The following is an 18805-nucleotide window of genomic DNA, read 5'->3' on the forward strand; positions in this document are numbered from 1 at the left end:
TCTCCTTTCTTACTCATTAAATCGGCTTTCTCCTGGTACAATTACACTATATTGATATACTTCTTCTTCTCCTGTTTTCATCTTGGCAGTAACCTCCATCAATAAAGTTCCTGCTGCATGAAACACATTTCCAGTAATCGCAAATTTATTATTATCTAGTTTAAAGGCATTGTAATCTACTTTATATTGAGGAGGCATTGAAATTTTAACCATTACAGATTCCACTTCTCTATGTGTTTGGAAATCAAATTGTATAACATTTAACCCCGGTTCGAATGGAGAGACATGAATATTGACCTTATCTGAGGGTTCTTGCCCTAAAGGATAAACTCCCTGTTCAGCTGCACTTGGCGTTGAAACCATTAACATGGAAGCAAAGAAAAGGACAAATAAACCGTAGAGGAGTTCACTTCTTCCTCTTCGTTTAAATCTTATAACAACTGAGACAGTAAGTTGACGAAGCGCTCGTCGTTGGCTATATCCAATAATCCCAATAAGAATGGTTAATCCTAATTTATATAAGATGGATTTTCCCCAACTGCTTTTATAGAAACTTTCAAAAGTAAAAGATGGAATGTATTGAAACGTCATAAGAATACCAGTCAAAATGACGATGAGCAGGCTTGGTAAAGCCCAATTTGAAAATCGAACTCCAACCTTCTCTAGCCATTCTGAAAACTCCTCTTTTTTCGAATACAATAGTAATGCCAATAAACCACCTAACCAAACGGATGCAGCAATTACATGAAGTTCATTCAAAATAATTGTCAAAACTCCACCATATCTAGGGTATGAGGCATGTCCCATTGTGAACGGTGTTAATAGGAGTGCTATTGTAAAAGATAGTACTTCCATTCTTTTAATGAATAGACCTATAAGAAGAAAGACGAGCTGAATAATAGGTATAAAAATCATCTTAAGTGAGATAAATTCCTTTGGTGAAATTTCAGTAAAAGCTATTCGTTGTTGAATAACCATGAACAGGATTCCTACAAGACTTACTAGAAAAAGAAACCATGATACCCTTTGTTGTCGAAGATTACGATTTTGATCCTTAAGGATCATTTTAGAGAAAAATGAAAGTCCGAATAATAGAGTTATACCTATAAAAAAGAACCAGTATCCTAGTTGCTTTAATCCTATATTATTGATATAAGGTACCTTTTTAAGGGGTGTACCCATAGCATTCTCTTTTAAAGGTGTAAATTCATCTACTGCAAAATAAAACACATCTACATGATCGGGCTGATTCGTCCCTTCAGGATGGCCATACCATGTTACTTGATATGTGCCTTTATTTAAAGATTCATTTAATTCTATTATGAGATGATTTGGATTAGATGGGTCTTGTAATGGTTGCTTTAAAGCATAGGATCTTTCGTTAAAAATCCCGATAGCCGTTAACTCTACTGGTTGGTTAAACCATAAATCTATCTTTTCCACGTTCCCCTTCACAATTTCCCCATCTGATGGTGACTGTTTTAGGAGCTTTAATGGTTCTGACTTTTTATCTTCTAGATTTTCTTCGATAATTTCAAAAGTAAATTTTTCCTTTAGAGGGTCACCGTCTAATGCAATAACTTGTACATCCACTATATATATGCCAGCTGGAAGTATCCCTTCTAATTCCCCAATCACATGGCCCTTGTCAGATAAATCAGCATAGATGTTTGATAATTGGATTTTATTACCTTTTGTGTCAGTTACCTTAATTGAATTGGAATGAATAACAACTGGGTCTTTGAACCAAAACTCTATCGTTTTGGGACTCTGGGTACTTCTTTCTCCTCCTTGAGGTTGAGTTTTCACTAATGATGAATGGGCTTCTACAAAAATGCTTGGACTTAAAAATACAAAGAGTATGAATATCAAGAGTAATTTTATGCACTTTAAAGGCACAATCTCCCCCCTCCCTTTACAACCTAATTCCCTTGCGTTAGGAGTAACCTACTCCTTTTTGGGAATACGTCAGCCTCCTTCTATACAGGTAGAACTAGAACTTCCAATTGCATGATTCAAATCCTTTATTAGGTCATCCAGAATTTCTATACTTATACTGTCACATATTTGTTTATCATTAATATCAATACCATAATTCTGAAAGATTTTTGTTGTCTCTAATCCCCATATATCAACTACATCCCTTACCTTCATGTTGGGTTGTATAACCATACGTAACCTCCTATGTTATTCTCTGTCTATACCATTTAATATCCTCTTCCGCGAACTTCCTGTAATTGTATCGACTACATTACTATCTATTTATAGGCAATGTAACTGGATAGGGCATCCCCCATATTAGTTATTACTTTTTCTTTTTCATCTTAAAGAACGGGAAATGAAAGCCCATATCTTTATACAAGCCGTTCAACAGTTGCGCTTCCCCTGTTTATATAGCAGTACTATCACATTTTATCTTTACATTCATGGTAATGGCTCTCAAAATAAAGCCATTTCCTTTTCTATGGTGTGCAAAAAATGTATCTTCAATTAATAAGCTCTATTCTCGCAACACCCTGACCAATTAATCTTATACTTTGTTCCCGCGTTCCCACTCCTAAACTAACTGCTAAAACTACTATAATACCTTAATATCTAATTGATAATTTTCCTATCTGAACAATACTACTAGCAGATTGTTTTCTCCTTCTAACGAAAAAGGCGAATAGGGAGTTTTCCTAATCACCTTTCCTTCTTATGAAACATTATTCTTGTTGTGTGAATCTCTACTAACGACATTTGTTCTAGTCCCCTGAAGATACTTAACTTCCTCAGTAAGTATCTTATTCTGTTCAATAACATTCCCTAGTTGTTTTCTAAGGTCATCTAGCTCTTTGTTACTAATATTAATCGAATTGCTTGTATTACAGTCCTTTTTCCCACCAGAAAACAATCCTTTCATACAAAACAACATCATTAAAGGACATAGAAGATAAAGAATCCATTCCATATAAACACCTCAAATCTTTTTTAATTGTTACCCCAGAATTTTAGTCTTCATTATTCAATTCCATAAACTCACCACAAGCAGCCATCATCTTTTGTCCCTCTGGGGAATTCATAGCATTCATCATCTGCATCATTCCATTTTTATTCATGTTTCCGGACATGTCAGCTGATGCAAACTGCCCAACAACTAACAGTGTTGCAAGGGCAAAGGAAAATCCTAGTGCTATCTTCTTTTTCATAACCTATCACTCCCTTCTTATTTTGACTCAAATTTAATTGTAGACAGTAAGTTTGGAGATTCTATGAAGACCAAGATTATTTTTTCAAGGGCTTCCACTTTCTTAAGAATAAGGTATTGGTTACAACCGAAACAGAACTAAAGGCCATAGCTCCCCCCGCTAATATAGGATTAAGTAATCCTATTGCTGCAACTGGAATAAGAAGTACATTATAACCGAATGCCCAAAATAGATTCTGGCGTATTTTTCTCATAGTCGCTTTAGAAAGACGGATTGTATCCACTATTCCAGTTAAGTCCCCTCGCATTAGAGTAATGTCTGCAGCTTCAATGGCAATATCTGTACCAGTTCCGATGGCAATTCCTACATCTGCTTCAGCAAGCGCAGGGGCATCATTTATTCCATCTCCAACCATCGCTACTACTTTACCTTTTTTCTTTATCTCACTAACTTCTTTAGCTTTATCTTCAGGTAGCACTTCTGCAAGTATACGGTTAACCCCTACCTCTTCACCAATTGCTTTCGCTGTTAGCTTATTATCTCCAGTCATCATGACTACTTCAATTCCCATTTCTCGTAACTTCTTTATGGCTGATGCGGAGGATTCCTTAACAGTATCTGCTACTGCAATAACACCTTGTATCTTTCCATCAACAGCCATTATCATCGCAGTTTTACCTTGACTTTCTAGTTTATTTTTTACAGGGATTGTTTCCTCATAGGCAACACTATTTATCTCCATTAACTTCGAATTACCAATAAGCACCTCTTTATCATCTACAACCACCTTAATTCCGTGACCGGGTATTGCCTCGAAATTAGTTGTAGCAGTAAGTGTAAGGTTCTCTATACTTGCTTTCGTTACGATCGCTTCTCCTAAAGGATGCTCTGACCCCTTTTCGGCTGATGCCGCTATTCTCAAGATATCTTCTTCCGACAAGTTCCCAAACAGATGTATATCAGTCACATCTGGTTTCCCTTTTGTAATCGTTCCGGTCTTATCTAGGACAACAGTCGTAATTCGGTGTGCTGATTCTAAGTACTCTGCTCCTTTTATTAATAAACCATGTTCAGCTCCTTTACCAGTTCCGACCATTACAGCCGTTGGTGTAGCTAAACCAAGAGCACAAGGACATGCGATTACTAGAACAGCCACTGTATGAATTAATGCCGGAGAAAAGCCAAGTACAAAATAGCTAACACCAAAAGTTATAATGGCAATTAAGATTACAATAGGAACAAATATCCCAGATATCTTATCAACTAATCTTTGTATAGGAGCTTTTGAACCCTGAGCTTCTTCTACAAGCTTTATGATTTGTGCCAGGGCTGTCTCATGACCTATCTTGGTAGTCTTAAAAGTAAAGGAACCATGTTTGTTAATCGTACCTCCAATGACTTGATCGCCTTTTTTCTTTGTCACCGGCATACTCTCACCCGTTAACATTGATTCATCAATTGTCGTACTTCCTTCTATGATTTCGCCATCAACTGGTATTTTTTCACCTGCTTTTACAAAAATCACTTCATCAACTTCAACTTCATCAATAGGTATATCCATTTCTACTCCGTCCCTAATAACTTTTGCTGTTTTAGGTTGAAGTTTCATTAACTTTTTAATTGCCTCTGAAGTTTGTCCCTTGGCTCTTGTTTCTAGAAGCTTACCCAATAAAATTAAGGTGATAATAATTGCTGCCGCTTCAAAATATAAGCCACCTTCTAGTTTAAAAACCGTTAAAAACATGCTATAAAAATAGGCAGCTGAGGTACCTAGTACAACTAAAACAGCCATATTGGCACTTCTGGCTTTTACAGCATGAAAAGCATCTTTATAAAAGTGAGCGCCTACATAAAATTGTACAGGGGTTGCTAATAGTAACTGTGCCCAGGGAGTTAAATGGAATTTAAAGGGTGAATTCATATCATACAACATGACAAAATCAGAAATCATTTGTATAAAAAAAGGGATGGATAATAAAAGACCTAGGATGAACTTTTTTCTTAAAAGGTTATACCCTTGCTCTTTTTTATCCTTTTCTGCCTCTTCTGTAGATTCTCCCAATGATGCACGATAACCCAGTTTTTCAATAGCTTTTACTAGTTGACTAGTGGTTACTTGTTCTTCAATATACTCGACTGTGGCACTTTCATTAGCTAAGTTAACATGAACCTTTTGAACACCACTCAGCTTACTAATTGATTTCTCAATTCTATTTACACAGGACGCACAAGTCATTCCACTAATAGAAAATGTGGCCTTTTTTGTGTGAACACCATATCCAATATCTTTTATGGTCTTAATAATTTCGCCTATATCCGTTTTCTCTTGATTATACTGAACAGTTGCTTTTTCATTTGCTAAGTTTACATTTATTTTCTGAACTCCGTTTAAACTTGAAATTTTGCTCTCAATTCGGGAAACACATGATGCACATGTCATCCCACTTAATCGTATAGAAGTTTCTTTGAAAGTAGTTTTATTTTCCACTTCATACCTCCTCCACCTTTGATTAAACTTAGTGTAAACAAAAGATTTGAAGAAATTGTGAAGTTCACCAAATTACTTAATAAATTTATAAATAAAATGGAGGGAAATCCTTGTTTTATCGTGTCCATTACTAAATATTATTTTGAAAGTATCCCAACTTTTTCTTCGTATTCATCTTTCTCTATTTCACCACGAGCAAATCTTTCTTTTAAAATGATAATTGAAGTATCTTTTCTTCTCTCGAAGGGTTTCATTATTAATATAAGAAAACCGTATATAGAAAGTCCTACAACCACAATCCAAAATAATAAATTTAACATCATTCCTAACCCCATCCTGATCTCTCCTTCCTATGGAACCTCTATCACATATGGGACTGTTATTAGTTCTCCCTCATGTTTAAATTGTAGCCAAATTTTATATATTCCATTTGTAGGAAACCTAGTCATAAATATCGCATTAGGGCCACTATCTTCAGCATTCATTGGATGACTATGCAGGTACTCTTGACCATTCTTACTTACAATGACTACATGTCCATTTGCTCCTAAATATTTTTCTAAGTTTGTTATATCTGAACCAGACTGATTTTTTACATTAAAAGTTAGTGTAACATCTTTATTAACAGTTAAGTCATCAAAAGAAAGGGATACAATCTTATTTTCTAAGCTTTTTGTAAGTTGATCGTCCACTGTTACAGACTCGTTTTTATTTTCACCCTCGACATTAATCCACTTTGTAAGTGTAGTTGTATTGGAATTTTGGGGAACCACATCAGCTATTAGCTTGTATTTTCCTCCTTTTGGAAAGTTCAATTCTACTGTAAATTTCCCATCTTCAGTTAAATCTGGATGTAAGTGCTGAAAAACAGAAAGATCTTCACTATGAACGATTAGGTGCATTAATTTCTCATGCTCAATATCAAATTCCTTTACTCTCTTACCCTTACTATCCATTATTTCTATTTCTAACGTTTGATTTCTATTTTGAATAGGTTCTTCTTCAAATGACCAACTAGCATCTAAGGAGTTACTTTGTCCTTGATGATGCACATGTTCATTTTCCATATTTGTTCCTAGGTTTTCTGAGTTTGCCTGCCCATCCTTAGCTATTTGTTCCCATTTCTCTCCAAAATCTTTAGAGAGAAAAATGTTTCTATTATAAGTAGTAAAAACGATCTCCTCTTTATTTTCAGGATTAACTGCAATATAAGAAATTGCATCCTCACTATCTACCTCGGGAACGGATAAATCATGTTCTGTATCCTGTTTAAGGTCTATTACCTTAATGGACATTCCGTCTTGAATCATTCCAAGAACGAGATCCCCATCATTCGTAAAGGAGACGGCTGTTGCTAATGAAGGAGATATTTGTTTGAACTGATCTCCAAAATCATGAGAGATATAAACTCCACTGTTAGTTGTTACGACAACCGTTCCTTTTTCAGTTGGATGAACAGCGAGAGCAGAGGGTTGGCCTTCTAAACCAACCATTTCACTTTTGTTCCAACTCTTTGTTTCATCTAATGTAAAATGTAAACCTGTTTCATTCATTCTTGAATTCTTTTGAGGGTTAAATACATATATTGCATGTGACTGGTATCCAACTGCCATGCCGTGAAAATCAATTTCACCATACAAATCTACTATTTCTATATTTAAGCCCATATCTGTACTTTTAATCACACCGAATGGATTTTTTAAATTTGATCCTGGACCGGGGTGACCACTACTATAAAATCCATTGTCTACCATTGAAAAGCCCATATAATCATGCTTTTCACCTTCGGGAATGGACCAAGAACCATCTTTATATACTCTTAATCCATCGTGGGCTGGTACATAAATTTCGTTTCCATCATGGGTATAGCCAAGACCGTGAATGTGCATAAAATCTATATTTTCTGATCTAGCTTCTTCACTGTTACTATTTTCATTAGAAAAAGCCATTGCACCCGTAAAGATTGTAGCAAGGAGTAATAGCCCTATGGAAGCTTGTACCCATTTTTTATATTTCGCTTTTATTTCTTTCTCTTTTCGTCCTGATTGTTTCTTTACATCAATTTTCTTTATATTTTGATTGATGGTCCACAATAAAACCACTGAGATCAACACTAATACAAGGAGGGTGTAGAACCCATACATTAATAAGGTATTCAAAAAGACTTCACGCTGATGTTCTTCCTCTGATCCATGTGCAAATACCTTAATTGGAATACTAAATAGCAGTACGATCGCTGATATCAATCTAGCTAATACACTCATTCTTTTTCTTCTCCTCTTCTCTTTATGATAAAGTAATACACGACTCCAACTACAGAGATGGGTATCCCCATCCATAAGCATACTTTTATAAACATTTTTGCATAGGCCATTATATTTTGTTCAAGCATATATGAGCCTGACATCGTTAAGCAGACGATCCCTAACATAATCAGGATTAGAGCAATGATATATTCAACTTTCTTCAATTTGCTCCTCCTCTCGATACAGTGGAAATATGAGATGTATGGCGGTACCTTCGCCCACTTTACTTTTTATGTCAATCGTGCCGTTTTGTAATTCAACTAACTCTTTTACAATTGCCAGCCCTAAACCAGTACCTCCAAGCTTTCTTGTTCTGGATTTATCTACCCGGTAAAAGCGATCGAATACATAAGGTAAGTCTTGTTCAGGGATACCAACTCCTGTGTCTTGAATTGAAATAATAGCTTGGTGATTTAATTCTTTCAATGATAGAGCGATGGATCCTCTATTCGTATAACGAATCGCATTTTCTAGTAGGTTTAAAAGGACTTGTTCTAACCGACTACGATCAGCGACAATGATTAAGTCATCTGATGCAAGCATATGCCTTACTTCTAGTCCCTTTTGTTCTGCTGATAATTTCACTTTGGCTAAACTATTCTGAAGAACCTTGTTAAGCGAAATTTCTTCTTGGTATAAATCAAATTTACCTTCTTTCATTTTTGAAAGCTCAAATAAATCATTGATAAGTTTGGAAAGTCTTTTTGCTTCTTCTTCAAGAATAGTAATATATTCATCCCGTTCCTGTTCGGATTTGTACCTTTTTTCCTTAATAGCCCTTGTGAACCCTTCTAGATACGTAATAGGTGTTCTAAGTTCATGTGAAATATTCGCAAAAAACTCTGTTCTAGTATTCTGTATTCTGTCAAGTTCCTGAGCCATATCATTAATAGCCATGACTAAGCTTCCTATTTCATCTTTACTACCTGCCTTCATTCTAATAGTAAAATCACCTTTGGATATTTTCTTTGTTGCTCGTTCAATTTCAATTAATGGATTTGTTAATTTTCTAGAGATAATGAACGTAAATCCCATTGCCAATAAAATGGATCCGACTCCGGCTAAAGTAACAAGATTTTGAATTTGTTCCAAGGAGTCATATATTCCTTCCACTGAGGTCAACACAATCAAACCACCAATCACTTGGTCATTATTAGAAATCGGTTTCCCAACTAAATAATATCGATTAGGTGAGTCACTTCCCCGTACCCCTTGAGCATGCCCATTGGTAAACAAATCTGCCAGGATTTCTGAATCGACCTGTATTCCTTTTGAATAGAGATTCGCTCCTGAATTTGAGACAACAATTCCTTTCTCATTAAAAACAATAATTTGATGATCTGTTAGATTCCCTAGTAGTTCAAACACAGTTAATAAATTTTGATCTTCTAACGAAGACAGAGATTCAGAATAGCGAGAGGAAAGACTAGTAAGCTCTTCTTGTACTTGTTTAAAGTAGAAACCAGTGAAAATTTGATTCACCGTATAACCTAAAGGAAGTAGGATGAGTAGCAGCAATAACATAATGGTAAGACCCATTTTAACTACAATGCTATTCCATCTCATTTCGAATCCTCATTTGGATTAAACTTATACCCAACACCCCACACTGTTTTGATTGGATTATAGGATAAACCGGCCTTTTTTAATTTTTCACGTATGTTTTTAATGTGAGTATCCACCGTTCTTACATCTAATACTTCATCCACAACCCATATTTGATCTAATAGTATTTCTCGGGTAAATACTCTTGAAGGATGATTGGCAAGGGCAAACAGGAGATCAAATTCCTTTGGAGTAAACACGACTTCTTGTGCTTGTACAAAGACTTGTCGATTTTCTATACCTATTTTTAGAGCATCAAAAATCATATACTCATTTTCACCTGATGATGAAGTTGATGTAGTTGCTGACCTTCTTAGCAATGCATGAACTCTGGCTAATAACTCTTCAGGTTCAAAGGGTTTACCCAGATAATCATCTGCACCAATCGTTAAACCATGCACTCTATCACTGACATCGGACCTCGCTGTAAGCATTAAAATGGGGGTTACAGTGTCCGTTTCTCTAATCTTATTACAGACTTCCCAACCATCTATACCTGGCATCATAATATCAAGAATGATAAGGTCATAAATTGAAGTCTTCATCTTATTTAATGCCTCAAATCCATCCATGGCTTCTACAACGTCATAAGAGTCATCAAGGTATAATCTTATTAACCTTCTCATCGTTGATTCATCATCAATCACTAATATATTTTCTTTGGACATAGTATCCCTCCCCGATTGAGGATTATTTATTTTCCACACACTTGTCTACTTCCTGCTCTTTCTTGGCCCAATTAAAGAAAATATATCCAATAATAGAACAAAACACAATCTCTTGTGCCACCTTCATTATGATTCCACCGAGTTGTTGGTCATCTAATGGTGGTAACATAGGGAACAATGGTTGATTGGTTATATACGTTGGATACATGGTATGGTCAGCAAAAAGAATGAGTGCACAGGCAGGTGTTAACAGAACACCACCAGCAAAGATGTACCCTATTTTTTGTACCTCAGTTAATGTATCCATTTCCTTTACAAGTGGTATTATGGGGACCCACATTAAAAATGCTGAAACCGTTAATATAACATGACTCATGGAATGAAAGATTGTATTTTGAACTAAATACTCAAAGATAATGGGAATATGGTAAAAAGAAAAAAGAACATTAAAACCTAATAATAGAAATAAAGGTCTTTTAAAAATACCTAGTCTTACTTTTGATATCCATTTTCCAGTTTCGCCATTCTGTAAACCATATAAAATCAATGGTGGAACTACGATATAAACAAGAGATTGTTGGAGCATATGAGCACTAAATAAATATGAGTCTCCTAGTACATGAAGGGGACTACCAAGTGCTAGAAAAAGAGTAAATAAACCAGATCCGAATGCTATTTTTTTTATCATGATCTTTCTTGACCCATTAATAAAAACAATATAAACAAAGGTTAAAATTAAAAAATATAAAGGGTCCCATAGTTCAAAAAAAGTATAATGTTGGAAAAAACCATCATGATCTTCGGAATCACCGTGGGCTTGTCCTATCAACGGTGAGAAAGAAAGATAAGCAACCAAAATACATAATAGGTAAAAAAGTTTTATTTTCATTGGTAACTTCCTTTTCTTTAAGATTACTTAATAGTTATAACAAGCAAATATGTAGAAAGTGTGAAGAAAATAAAAAAGAAGGTAGGATGACCTAACTTCTTTTCAAAAAGTCACATATTTTTAGTGCCAAAAGCATTCCAACATTATTAGTTAAAGATATGAATTACCGGCCACCTTATACTCAAATTACCAAATAATCTCCTGACTTCATTTGAATAACATCGGCCTTCATGCCTTTGCAAACAATCAAAGCGGTGCTCCTCCAAGTGCTCTTTCTTTCTCCAACGTGACATATAATATTTCATAATTAGGTTTCAGTCTTGATTCCCTGCCGATTTCAACTCACTCCCTACATATTGGTTTTTCATTACAGTATGACTTGGGCATTACAATTCTCCGAGATGTCATTAATCTTTAACTAAAAGATAAGTGCTAATCCATGCTTAGTATACCGATGAAACATTTGTCATTATTTGTAATTGAAAATTTTGACTTATATCCTATAATAGTGTTGTTTATCATGATCTTTACTATTTAATTCATAAGTTTTATTTTCAATATTTAAAGCCGATATTAAATATATAATTATAAATTCAAGAGGACTATTAACATGACAATTAGAAACAACAAGATCCTAAAAAACTTACTGTATTTGTGCAGTTTTCTCTTACTAATGTTAATCATATATATAACTCTCCTTAAAATAACTTATTCTAATTTAAATCCTGAAAGAGATATTCAATCTCATAATAAATACAATAATATACAAGCTGACGATGATAAAAAATCGAATAAAATGATAGACGATAAACTCTCAAAACAACATGATGAACAAGTGCATCCTGCTTCAATAGAAGTAACTCCAAGGTTAGATACCTTAAAGAATAACAAGCCTTTACTAATTGATCGTAATAAAATAAAGTCAATTGACAAACAGATAAAATCTCCAGTAATAAATGAAGGAAAGTTTCATAGTACCTTTGGCAAAGAGGTGATTTTTATTTACTTCACCCATAACCGAGAATCTTTCTTACCATACTTTCCTAAAGATACGACTCCTGATGAAGCCTATCATTCAGAAATAAATATATCTCTTGTTGGAGAGCGACTTCAACATTCCTTAAGATTAAATGGGATTTGGAGTACTGTATTTAATAATGATATTTTCACCATACTTGATATCCTTAACTTAGACTTTAGCCATTCCTACGCTATCTCAAGAGAAATGGTCAAAAAGGAAAAAAAATCTAACAAAAGTCTAGTGTTATTTTTTGACTTACACAGAGATTCTTTAACAAGAGAATATACTACAACAAGTATCAATGGTAATGATTATGCAAAGTTGTTGTTTGTGATCGGAAACGGACATACCAACTATAAGGAGAATTTAGCCTTTGCAAATGAGCTTCACGAATTAATAAATATGAAGTATCCTGGACTTTCAAAAGGTGTAATGATAAAAGATACAACCCAAGGTAATGGAGTATACAATCAAGATCTCTCGCCAGGTAGCGTAATCATTGAAATTGGCGGAGTAGAAAATTCATTTGAAGAACTGTTTCGGTCAGCAGATGTTCTTGGGTATATAGTCGGAGAATATTATTGGGAGAATTACCATTGATGTTTTATAGCAAACCAAAAGGACTCAGAAACAAAACTTTCTGAGTCCTTTATATTTTACTTATGCATTGACAAATGGTATTAAGCATTCTCTCTACTAGCAAAAACTTATTTATAAATTTCTTCAAAACCATAGCATTTAATAAATTTAGCGAAAAACTTAAGCCTCTTAAATCTAAAAAAAACACGGAGGACATAAAACATGCAAGAAGGAGAACTCCCCAATTCGTCTACCATTTTTCATTAACGTTTTATCTAGAATATTACATAGTCTTCAGAATCATTATGAGCTTATGGGAGTGTAAAAAGTAAACGTGGTTCCTATTCCTACTTTACTTAATTCAATAATGAGCTTAACTATAGACAAGCCAAGTCCATGCCCGTCTTTTTGGTTCGTGCTCTATCCTTTATAAAATCGTTTAAACACTTCGTTGTACATGAATATTTCCAATTACATTTATGAAAAATAATAGTTGTTATTAAGTAATAGGAGGAATTGGAATGCAGAATATTAATAAGACAGAGCTCCAAGCTTGTATAAATGAGTGCGAAAGTGCACTTTCTCATTTACAAAGTGCGATGAATAAAGTAACAAATGAAAAGCTTCAACATGCTGCTAGAGACCTTGAACAATGTATTTCTGAATGTAGAAGTATGCTTTAACCAGCAAGAAATGTAACAGGGAAGATAGACTTCCCTGTTATTTAAGTTTTTTTCATCTAATAAAGAGAAACGTGGTGAGATCCTATGCTAAAAGATATTAAGCAATTAGAAAAGCCGCTTATCATACTCCTAATTGGCGTATTACTTTCCCATTTAGGAACCTATATGGTTTTACCAATGTTGCCAATTATTTTGACGACAGATACAAACCTAACAGTCATCCAAATCGGGACAATCTTAGCGAGTATTGCAATCGCCTTTCAATTTGGAAGTATAATCGGCGGAATATTAGCTGATCGTATAGGTAGAAGATTTGTGATTGGGCTCGGTGCATTAGTAGGAGGAATTGGAATTTTTGGTTTTGGTATTTTTTCTAGTTATAGCTTGTTCCTAATTTCAGCTATCACGATGGGAATTGGAAATGGATTAAATGCACCCTCCACCAAAGCAGCAATAGCCGCGTTAGCCTCAGGTGAAACTCAAACAACCGCCTTTTCATTTCGGGGAATTGCAGCTAATATCGGAACTGCATCAGCAGGGTTGATTATATTCTTTTTGATTGCGGAGTCATCAAAGTTTATTTTTTGGATTGCAGGGATTATTTATATTTTACTCACTATCAAAAGTTGGACTCTGTTACCTAAAAATTGTGGAGATGGACCATGTCCCATTTTACCAGTGGGGGCTTATAAAGAAGTATTTAAAAATAGACCATTTATTATTTTTAGTTTTGTAAGTATTCTAATTTGGGCCCTATATGCACAATTGTCCTTTGCCTTACCGTTAAGAGCGACAGAGGTTTTATCCGAACCTAAAAACGTAGCATTAATATGGACATTAAACAGCTTTATTGTTATTACTTCTCAGGGTCTCATTACTCGTAAGGTTATTAGTCGAGTTCATCCATTAACTGCATTAAGTGCTGGTGTCACTTTTATAGGCTTTGGAGTTGGGTCCCTCTATTTTTCTCATTCATTTATCTACTTAGCCGTAAGTGGATTTATATTTGTGATTGGTGAAATGTTAATACTGCCTACAATTGATAGTATGATATCACAATTATCGAAGGCTGAGTTAATTGGGGTATTCTTTGCCCTTGCTAATGTCGTATCGGGCCTAGGTGAAGCTGGAGGTAAATCTATAGGTGGTGGGCTTTTATCAAATGGAGTAAACAATGCACTACCTTGGATCATATTTTCTATTACTGGCGTTTTATTATCCATTATCATTTTATTATTAAAAAAATGGGAGCCACTTAACACATCATTAAAGAAAGCAGCAGTCAAAAATGATCGGCCGATACAAGCTCCCCATGTTACCATTGAAACTTCGCACACACGTACACATCCTTATAACAACTGGGAACAAGAAGTGTTTTTTAGACACAGACCAAAAACGGAGTAAAAAGGGAGGAAAAGGATGCAGCAACATCACGAACACTCGAACCAACAACATCAACAAAAGACAAATGTTCTGGTCGGGGATGTAGAAGTACTTATTTCATCCCATCAGGACTCCTTAAATATTAAAGTTTGTGAAAAAACCGGTTTGAACCCAAAATTATTACGATCACACGAAAAAATCATGCATCTTATTATCGTTAGTAAGGATTTAGAAGAATTTCATCACCTTCATCCTGCACAATTAACTGAAAATGAGTTTAGTGTAGATGTTTCCTTATCAAATAAAGAGTATGTTGCATTTGTCGATATCAAGCCAGAAGGAATGAATTATTCCATAAAACCTATACCAATCGTCATTGAGGGCAGAGAAAATCCTGACATACCTTCACAATCTAAATTAAAAAAAGATATAAATACAACAAGAGAATTAAATGGAAAGATAGTTGAACTACATTCAAGCCCTTTAGTTGTTGGGGAGGATATCACCTTTCGATTTGACCTAAAAAATGCGACCCCGATGCCCTATTTAGGTGCATTAGGACATGTGGTAATTATCGATGAAAAAATTCAACAATTCATTCATGTCCATCCACTTAATGAAGATAAACCTATTTTTGTAGCACATTTTAAAAAAGCAGGTCTTTATAAAATGTGGGCAGAATTTATACTTGACAATGAGTTGTTAGCATTTCCATTTGTAGTTCAGGTGACAAATATTTTGATGAAGCAGGGGATTCATTAATAATCCCCTGCTTTACTATTCCTTGTATAATCTCTAACAGTGTTGGTAACTCATTTACATTTACCATCCTAGAAAAATTAAAAGAGAAGATTAACCTTCTCTTTGTTGATTAAATAGTATAATCCCTATAATTTTTAACCGGATATCATAATTAAAGCAATTAAATAACAAATTATTCAATTTATATATAAACACTTTCAATTAACTATGAGAAAATTTATTCATTCAGGTTAATTATAAAAATCAATCACCCAACCTGCTCCCGATCTACTGTTTTTTCCTCATCCACGAACAGAATTCCTAATTCATGATGCTCTCCATCATATAATGCACGTTGAACGAGGCGAAGCTCTCCATTCGTATCGATGACCTCCAGCTTAGCGAAGGCACGATTCTTCTGAAGTGAATAATAAAACTCATCTACACTCGCGACGGAAACACCATTCACCTTCGTGATGATCTCTCCAACTTGCAAGGCCATTTTTTCAGCTGGAGACTTTGGAATAACACCTAATATGACAAGTCCATGCCCTCTTCTTGAGAAGTATAGATAATCGTCATCTTGGACCCGGTGCTGAATCGAAATTAGCTCTCTACCAATCATCGCAAGTAGTGCAGTAGCAATTCCCATTAATGGCATCCAATACGTAACAATAGCCAATACGATCATAAAAACAGCTAAAGCCATTACCTTTCTACCTGTGTAGAAAATCGATTCTTGTGGTAGACTTCCTTTTATCTTTTGGTAAAACCCTATACTAAACGGCACTAAACATAAAGCATATGATTCTTGTCCAATTGATAGCAATGGCCACCAATCAAACACAGACGTAACTGCATCTCCTGGAAGAAGAACAAACATTGGAATCATCCATAATCGATTGACAACATGAACGCCGATGATTCTACCTCGCCTACTTCTCTCAAGCCTAGGTGAACTTAATTGTGAACCATTTCTCATAATTAAATACGCTTCTGTTGCTAGCAGCATAGCAAGAAGGGCTGCAAATGAGGCTGGGTGAATGAGGCTTAAATCATGTAACAACGTATCAACCATATGGTTCCCAGTTTCCCACTGTGGTAAGGATAGAGAGAATAATAAGGCTAACCCTATGACAAACGCTGGTGATAACCAACGAAAGCGAATGGTCAAACTAAACACAACAGTCAGGGTCGCAATAAGAACGATCCCACCAACAGGTATCACAATGCCTAACCCAATCGTAAATAAAGAAAGGACTAGACCAGGTAACAGACCGTTTGTTATTGCATACTTCCACTCACTAACTGCATCGAATATACGAATATGAAAGTGTCTACGCTCCTGCTTTACACGATTAAACCCAATGATTAGAGACAAGATCACTACCAGATAAAAAATAGGATGGAGAAAAAAACGTCCAACACCTGTAATAAATTCAACGAACCAATCCACATTCTCACCGCCTTACGCAAGTAACACGTATTTATCCTTTATTTTATCAAAACCAAACGTTACAGTAATTGTTTTTTATTGCCAGCTATCCGGATTTTCCAGTTTCTAGCATATAAAAATTTTGTTTAAAAACAAAAAAGTACACCCAAATGTAGTTGGGTATACTTTTCGACAAGTAGGATCGTTGTTCCTGCTTTTAATTAGAATAATGATTTAATAGCAGTTTCAAGCTGGATATCATTTTGTTGATTGCGGATTTTTTCAATGATCGCTTGCTCAAGCTTGCTTGCTGTCTCGGTGGTGATAGTTCCTGTTTGTTCAAGTCCAGCTGTCTGTTGGAATGCTTTTACAGCTGTTACTGTTTCTTGTCCGAAATAACCGTCTTCACGTCCAGGATTAAAACCTAAGCCCTTGAGCATTTTTTGAGCATTTTTAATACTCTCATTGTTCATATCAAACGTTAATGGCTTTTCAACCTGAAGTGGGTTTACATAATAAAACTCAGGTTGATTAACAGGAATTGTTGGTTCTACTCCTTTTTCATGAATCCAATTTCCATCAGGGGTTAACCACTTAAAGAATGTTAATTTAATGTTGCTTCCATCCCCCATCGGAACAGCCTGTTGTACCGTACCTTTTCCAAAGGACGTTTTCCCAACAACATCATATCCACCAGCTTCCTTCATGGCTGCAGCCATAATTTCAGAAGCAGATGCACTTCCCTCATCAATCAGAACAGATATCGGATATGGTTTCTTTTCCGTGATAGAAGAGAAGAATCGTTTCTTTTCACCCGTTCTTTCTTCAATTTGTACGTATGGTTTATCCTTTGGTAGGAAAAGCTTTAGCATTTGTTCAACACTTTCTAAATACCCACCTGGATTTCCTCTAACATCTATAACAAGACCGTCCATACCTTGGTCCTCTAAACTTTTTATCGCTTGCTCAAAATCAGCTGCTGTATCTGAAGAGAAGGATGTCACTTCTACATAACCAACCTTCTTTCCGTTATATTCCTTCATTTCTGGATAAACCGTCTCAAGTGGTATTTCATCACGTGTAACTGGAATTGTTAAAACGTCATTAACTCCTGGACGGAGAATATCCAATTCAACCACTGAACCTTTTTCGCCACGGATTTTTAGAACTGCTTCATATAAATCTAAGCCTTCAAGGCTTTCCCCATCTACTTTTAACACTTGATCATTCGACTTTAAACCTGCTTTTTCAGCTGGCGAATTTTTAAATGGAGCTACAATGGTTACCTTACCATCTACCATACTAACCTCTGCTCCAATACCTTCAAAGGAAGACTCTAGATTTTGAGAAAATTGCTCCGCAGTTTCAGCATCCATATAAACGGAATATGGATCCCCAAGCTTACCAAGCATCCCCTCGATTGCCCCTTCAATTAACTCTTCTCCCTCAATCTTCTTTACGTAATTAGCAGAAATTAAATCATATGCTTGCTTTACCTTATCAAATCCAACAGGCTCTGTACCATTTCCATCCGTTTTGTATTGTGACTCACCTGTTTCTTCTCTAACGCCCTGTTCCAATGGAGATTCACTTCCAAATCGGTCCATAACCAGGTACGTTCCCCCGCTTCCTACTAGTAGGGATACTGCCATTAACAGTGCTGTGACTTTCTGGTTCATCAACATCCTCCTCACCCACATCCAAGTTACAGTTATGTACTATTGTAAAACGAATAGACAAAAAATACACTTTTTTTGTACAAAAAAGCACCACACATGCAAAAGTGCGATGCCCTTACTATGTATTATGTCACGCTTGT

Annotated in this window: 17 protein-coding genes; 4 read left to right on the forward strand and 13 right to left on the reverse strand. The window is 35.4% G+C overall.

The genetic code is table 11. The features are described from left to right. Positions 1-9: 9 nt before the first annotated feature. The 11 genes from ACFSCX_RS09115 to ACFSCX_RS09165 form a co-directional block, all read right to left on the reverse strand. The gene (locus ACFSCX_RS09115; protein ID WP_377927893.1) at positions 10-1899 is read right to left on the reverse strand and encodes a copper resistance protein CopC; all 1890 of its coding nucleotides are present in this window, start codon (positions 1897-1899) and stop codon (positions 10-12) included. Between the two features lie 69 nt (positions 1900-1968). Continuing rightward, entirely contained in the window at positions 1969-2172 is a 204-nt protein-coding gene (locus tag ACFSCX_RS09120; RefSeq protein ID WP_377927894.1) for a hypothetical protein, read from the reverse strand. A 523-nt stretch (positions 2173-2695) separates the two neighbouring features. Further along, positions 2696-2950: a hypothetical protein gene (locus tag ACFSCX_RS09125; protein ID WP_377927895.1), complete on the reverse strand. Its 255-nt coding sequence runs from the start codon at positions 2948-2950 to the stop codon at positions 2696-2698. Between the two features lie 40 nt (positions 2951-2990). Continuing rightward, positions 2991-3188, reverse strand: coding sequence for a hypothetical protein (locus ACFSCX_RS09130; RefSeq protein WP_377927896.1), 198 nt, complete (start codon positions 3186-3188; stop codon positions 2991-2993). A gap of 76 nt (positions 3189-3264) precedes the next feature. Continuing rightward, complete coding sequence (locus tag ACFSCX_RS09135) at positions 3265-5676, reverse strand: heavy metal translocating P-type ATPase (RefSeq protein WP_377927897.1); 2412 nt, start codon at positions 5674-5676, stop codon at positions 3265-3267. 137 nt (positions 5677-5813) lie between these two features. After that, positions 5814-6011, reverse strand: a complete 198-nt coding sequence (locus ACFSCX_RS09140; protein WP_377927898.1) for an SHOCT domain-containing protein — start codon at positions 6009-6011, stop codon at positions 5814-5816. Between the two features lie 15 nt (positions 6012-6026). Continuing rightward, the gene (locus ACFSCX_RS09145; RefSeq protein WP_377927899.1) at positions 6027-7940 is read right to left on the reverse strand and encodes a F510_1955 family glycosylhydrolase; all 1914 of its coding nucleotides are present in this window, start codon (positions 7938-7940) and stop codon (positions 6027-6029) included. After that, on the reverse strand, positions 7937-8146 hold the full coding sequence (locus ACFSCX_RS09150) for a hypothetical protein (RefSeq protein ID WP_377927900.1): 210 nt from the start codon (positions 8144-8146) through the stop codon (positions 7937-7939). The genes ACFSCX_RS09145 and ACFSCX_RS09150 overlap by 4 nt, the downstream gene beginning before the upstream one ends. Further along, entirely contained in the window at positions 8133-9548 is a 1416-nt protein-coding gene (locus ACFSCX_RS09155) for a sensor histidine kinase (RefSeq protein WP_377927901.1), read from the reverse strand. The genes ACFSCX_RS09150 and ACFSCX_RS09155 overlap by 14 nt, the downstream gene beginning before the upstream one ends. Continuing rightward, a complete protein-coding gene (locus ACFSCX_RS09160) occupies positions 9545-10255 on the reverse strand; it encodes a response regulator transcription factor (protein ID WP_377927902.1) in 711 nt (236 codons plus the stop codon). Before ACFSCX_RS09160 ends, ACFSCX_RS09155 begins: the two co-directional genes overlap by 4 nt. A gap of 22 nt (positions 10256-10277) precedes the next feature. Next, positions 10278-11144, reverse strand: coding sequence for a cytochrome c oxidase assembly protein (locus tag ACFSCX_RS09165; protein WP_377927903.1), 867 nt, complete (start codon positions 11142-11144; stop codon positions 10278-10280). A gap of 610 nt (positions 11145-11754) precedes the next feature. On the opposite strand from ACFSCX_RS09165, the gene spoIIP reads away from it, so the two are divergent. The 4 genes from spoIIP to ACFSCX_RS09185 all read left to right on the forward strand — a co-directional run bounded on the left by spoIIP (position 11755) and on the right by ACFSCX_RS09185 (position 15572). Beyond that, a complete protein-coding gene (gene spoIIP / locus ACFSCX_RS09170; RefSeq protein WP_377927904.1) occupies positions 11755-12765 on the forward strand; it encodes a stage II sporulation protein P in 1011 nt (336 codons plus the stop codon). 500 nt (positions 12766-13265) lie between these two features. Further along, the gene (locus ACFSCX_RS09175; RefSeq protein WP_377927905.1) at positions 13266-13427 is read left to right on the forward strand and encodes a hypothetical protein; all 162 of its coding nucleotides are present in this window, start codon (positions 13266-13268) and stop codon (positions 13425-13427) included. An 84-nt stretch (positions 13428-13511) separates the two neighbouring features. Next, entirely contained in the window at positions 13512-14831 is a 1320-nt protein-coding gene (locus ACFSCX_RS09180; protein ID WP_377927906.1) for an MFS transporter, read from the forward strand. Positions 14832-14846: 15 nt separating this feature from the next. Next, positions 14847-15572 (forward strand): hypothetical protein, encoded by a 726-nt coding sequence (locus ACFSCX_RS09185; protein WP_377927907.1) that lies wholly within the window; start codon positions 14847-14849, stop codon positions 15570-15572. Between the two features lie 247 nt (positions 15573-15819). On the opposite strand, the gene ACFSCX_RS09190 is transcribed toward ACFSCX_RS09185, so the two are convergent. Both ACFSCX_RS09190 and ACFSCX_RS09195 read right to left on the reverse strand, forming a co-directional pair. After that, positions 15820-17007, reverse strand: coding sequence for a PDZ domain-containing protein (locus ACFSCX_RS09190; RefSeq protein ID WP_377927908.1), 1188 nt, complete (start codon positions 17005-17007; stop codon positions 15820-15822). A 200-nt stretch (positions 17008-17207) separates the two neighbouring features. Next, entirely contained in the window at positions 17208-18665 is a 1458-nt protein-coding gene (locus tag ACFSCX_RS09195; RefSeq protein WP_377927909.1) for a S41 family peptidase, read from the reverse strand. Positions 18666-18805 lie beyond the last annotated feature (140 nt).

It is taken from the genome of Bacillus salitolerans, assembly GCF_042680805.1.
Lineage (GTDB): Bacteria > Bacillota > Bacilli > Bacillales > SA4 > Bacillus_CJ > Bacillus_CJ salitolerans.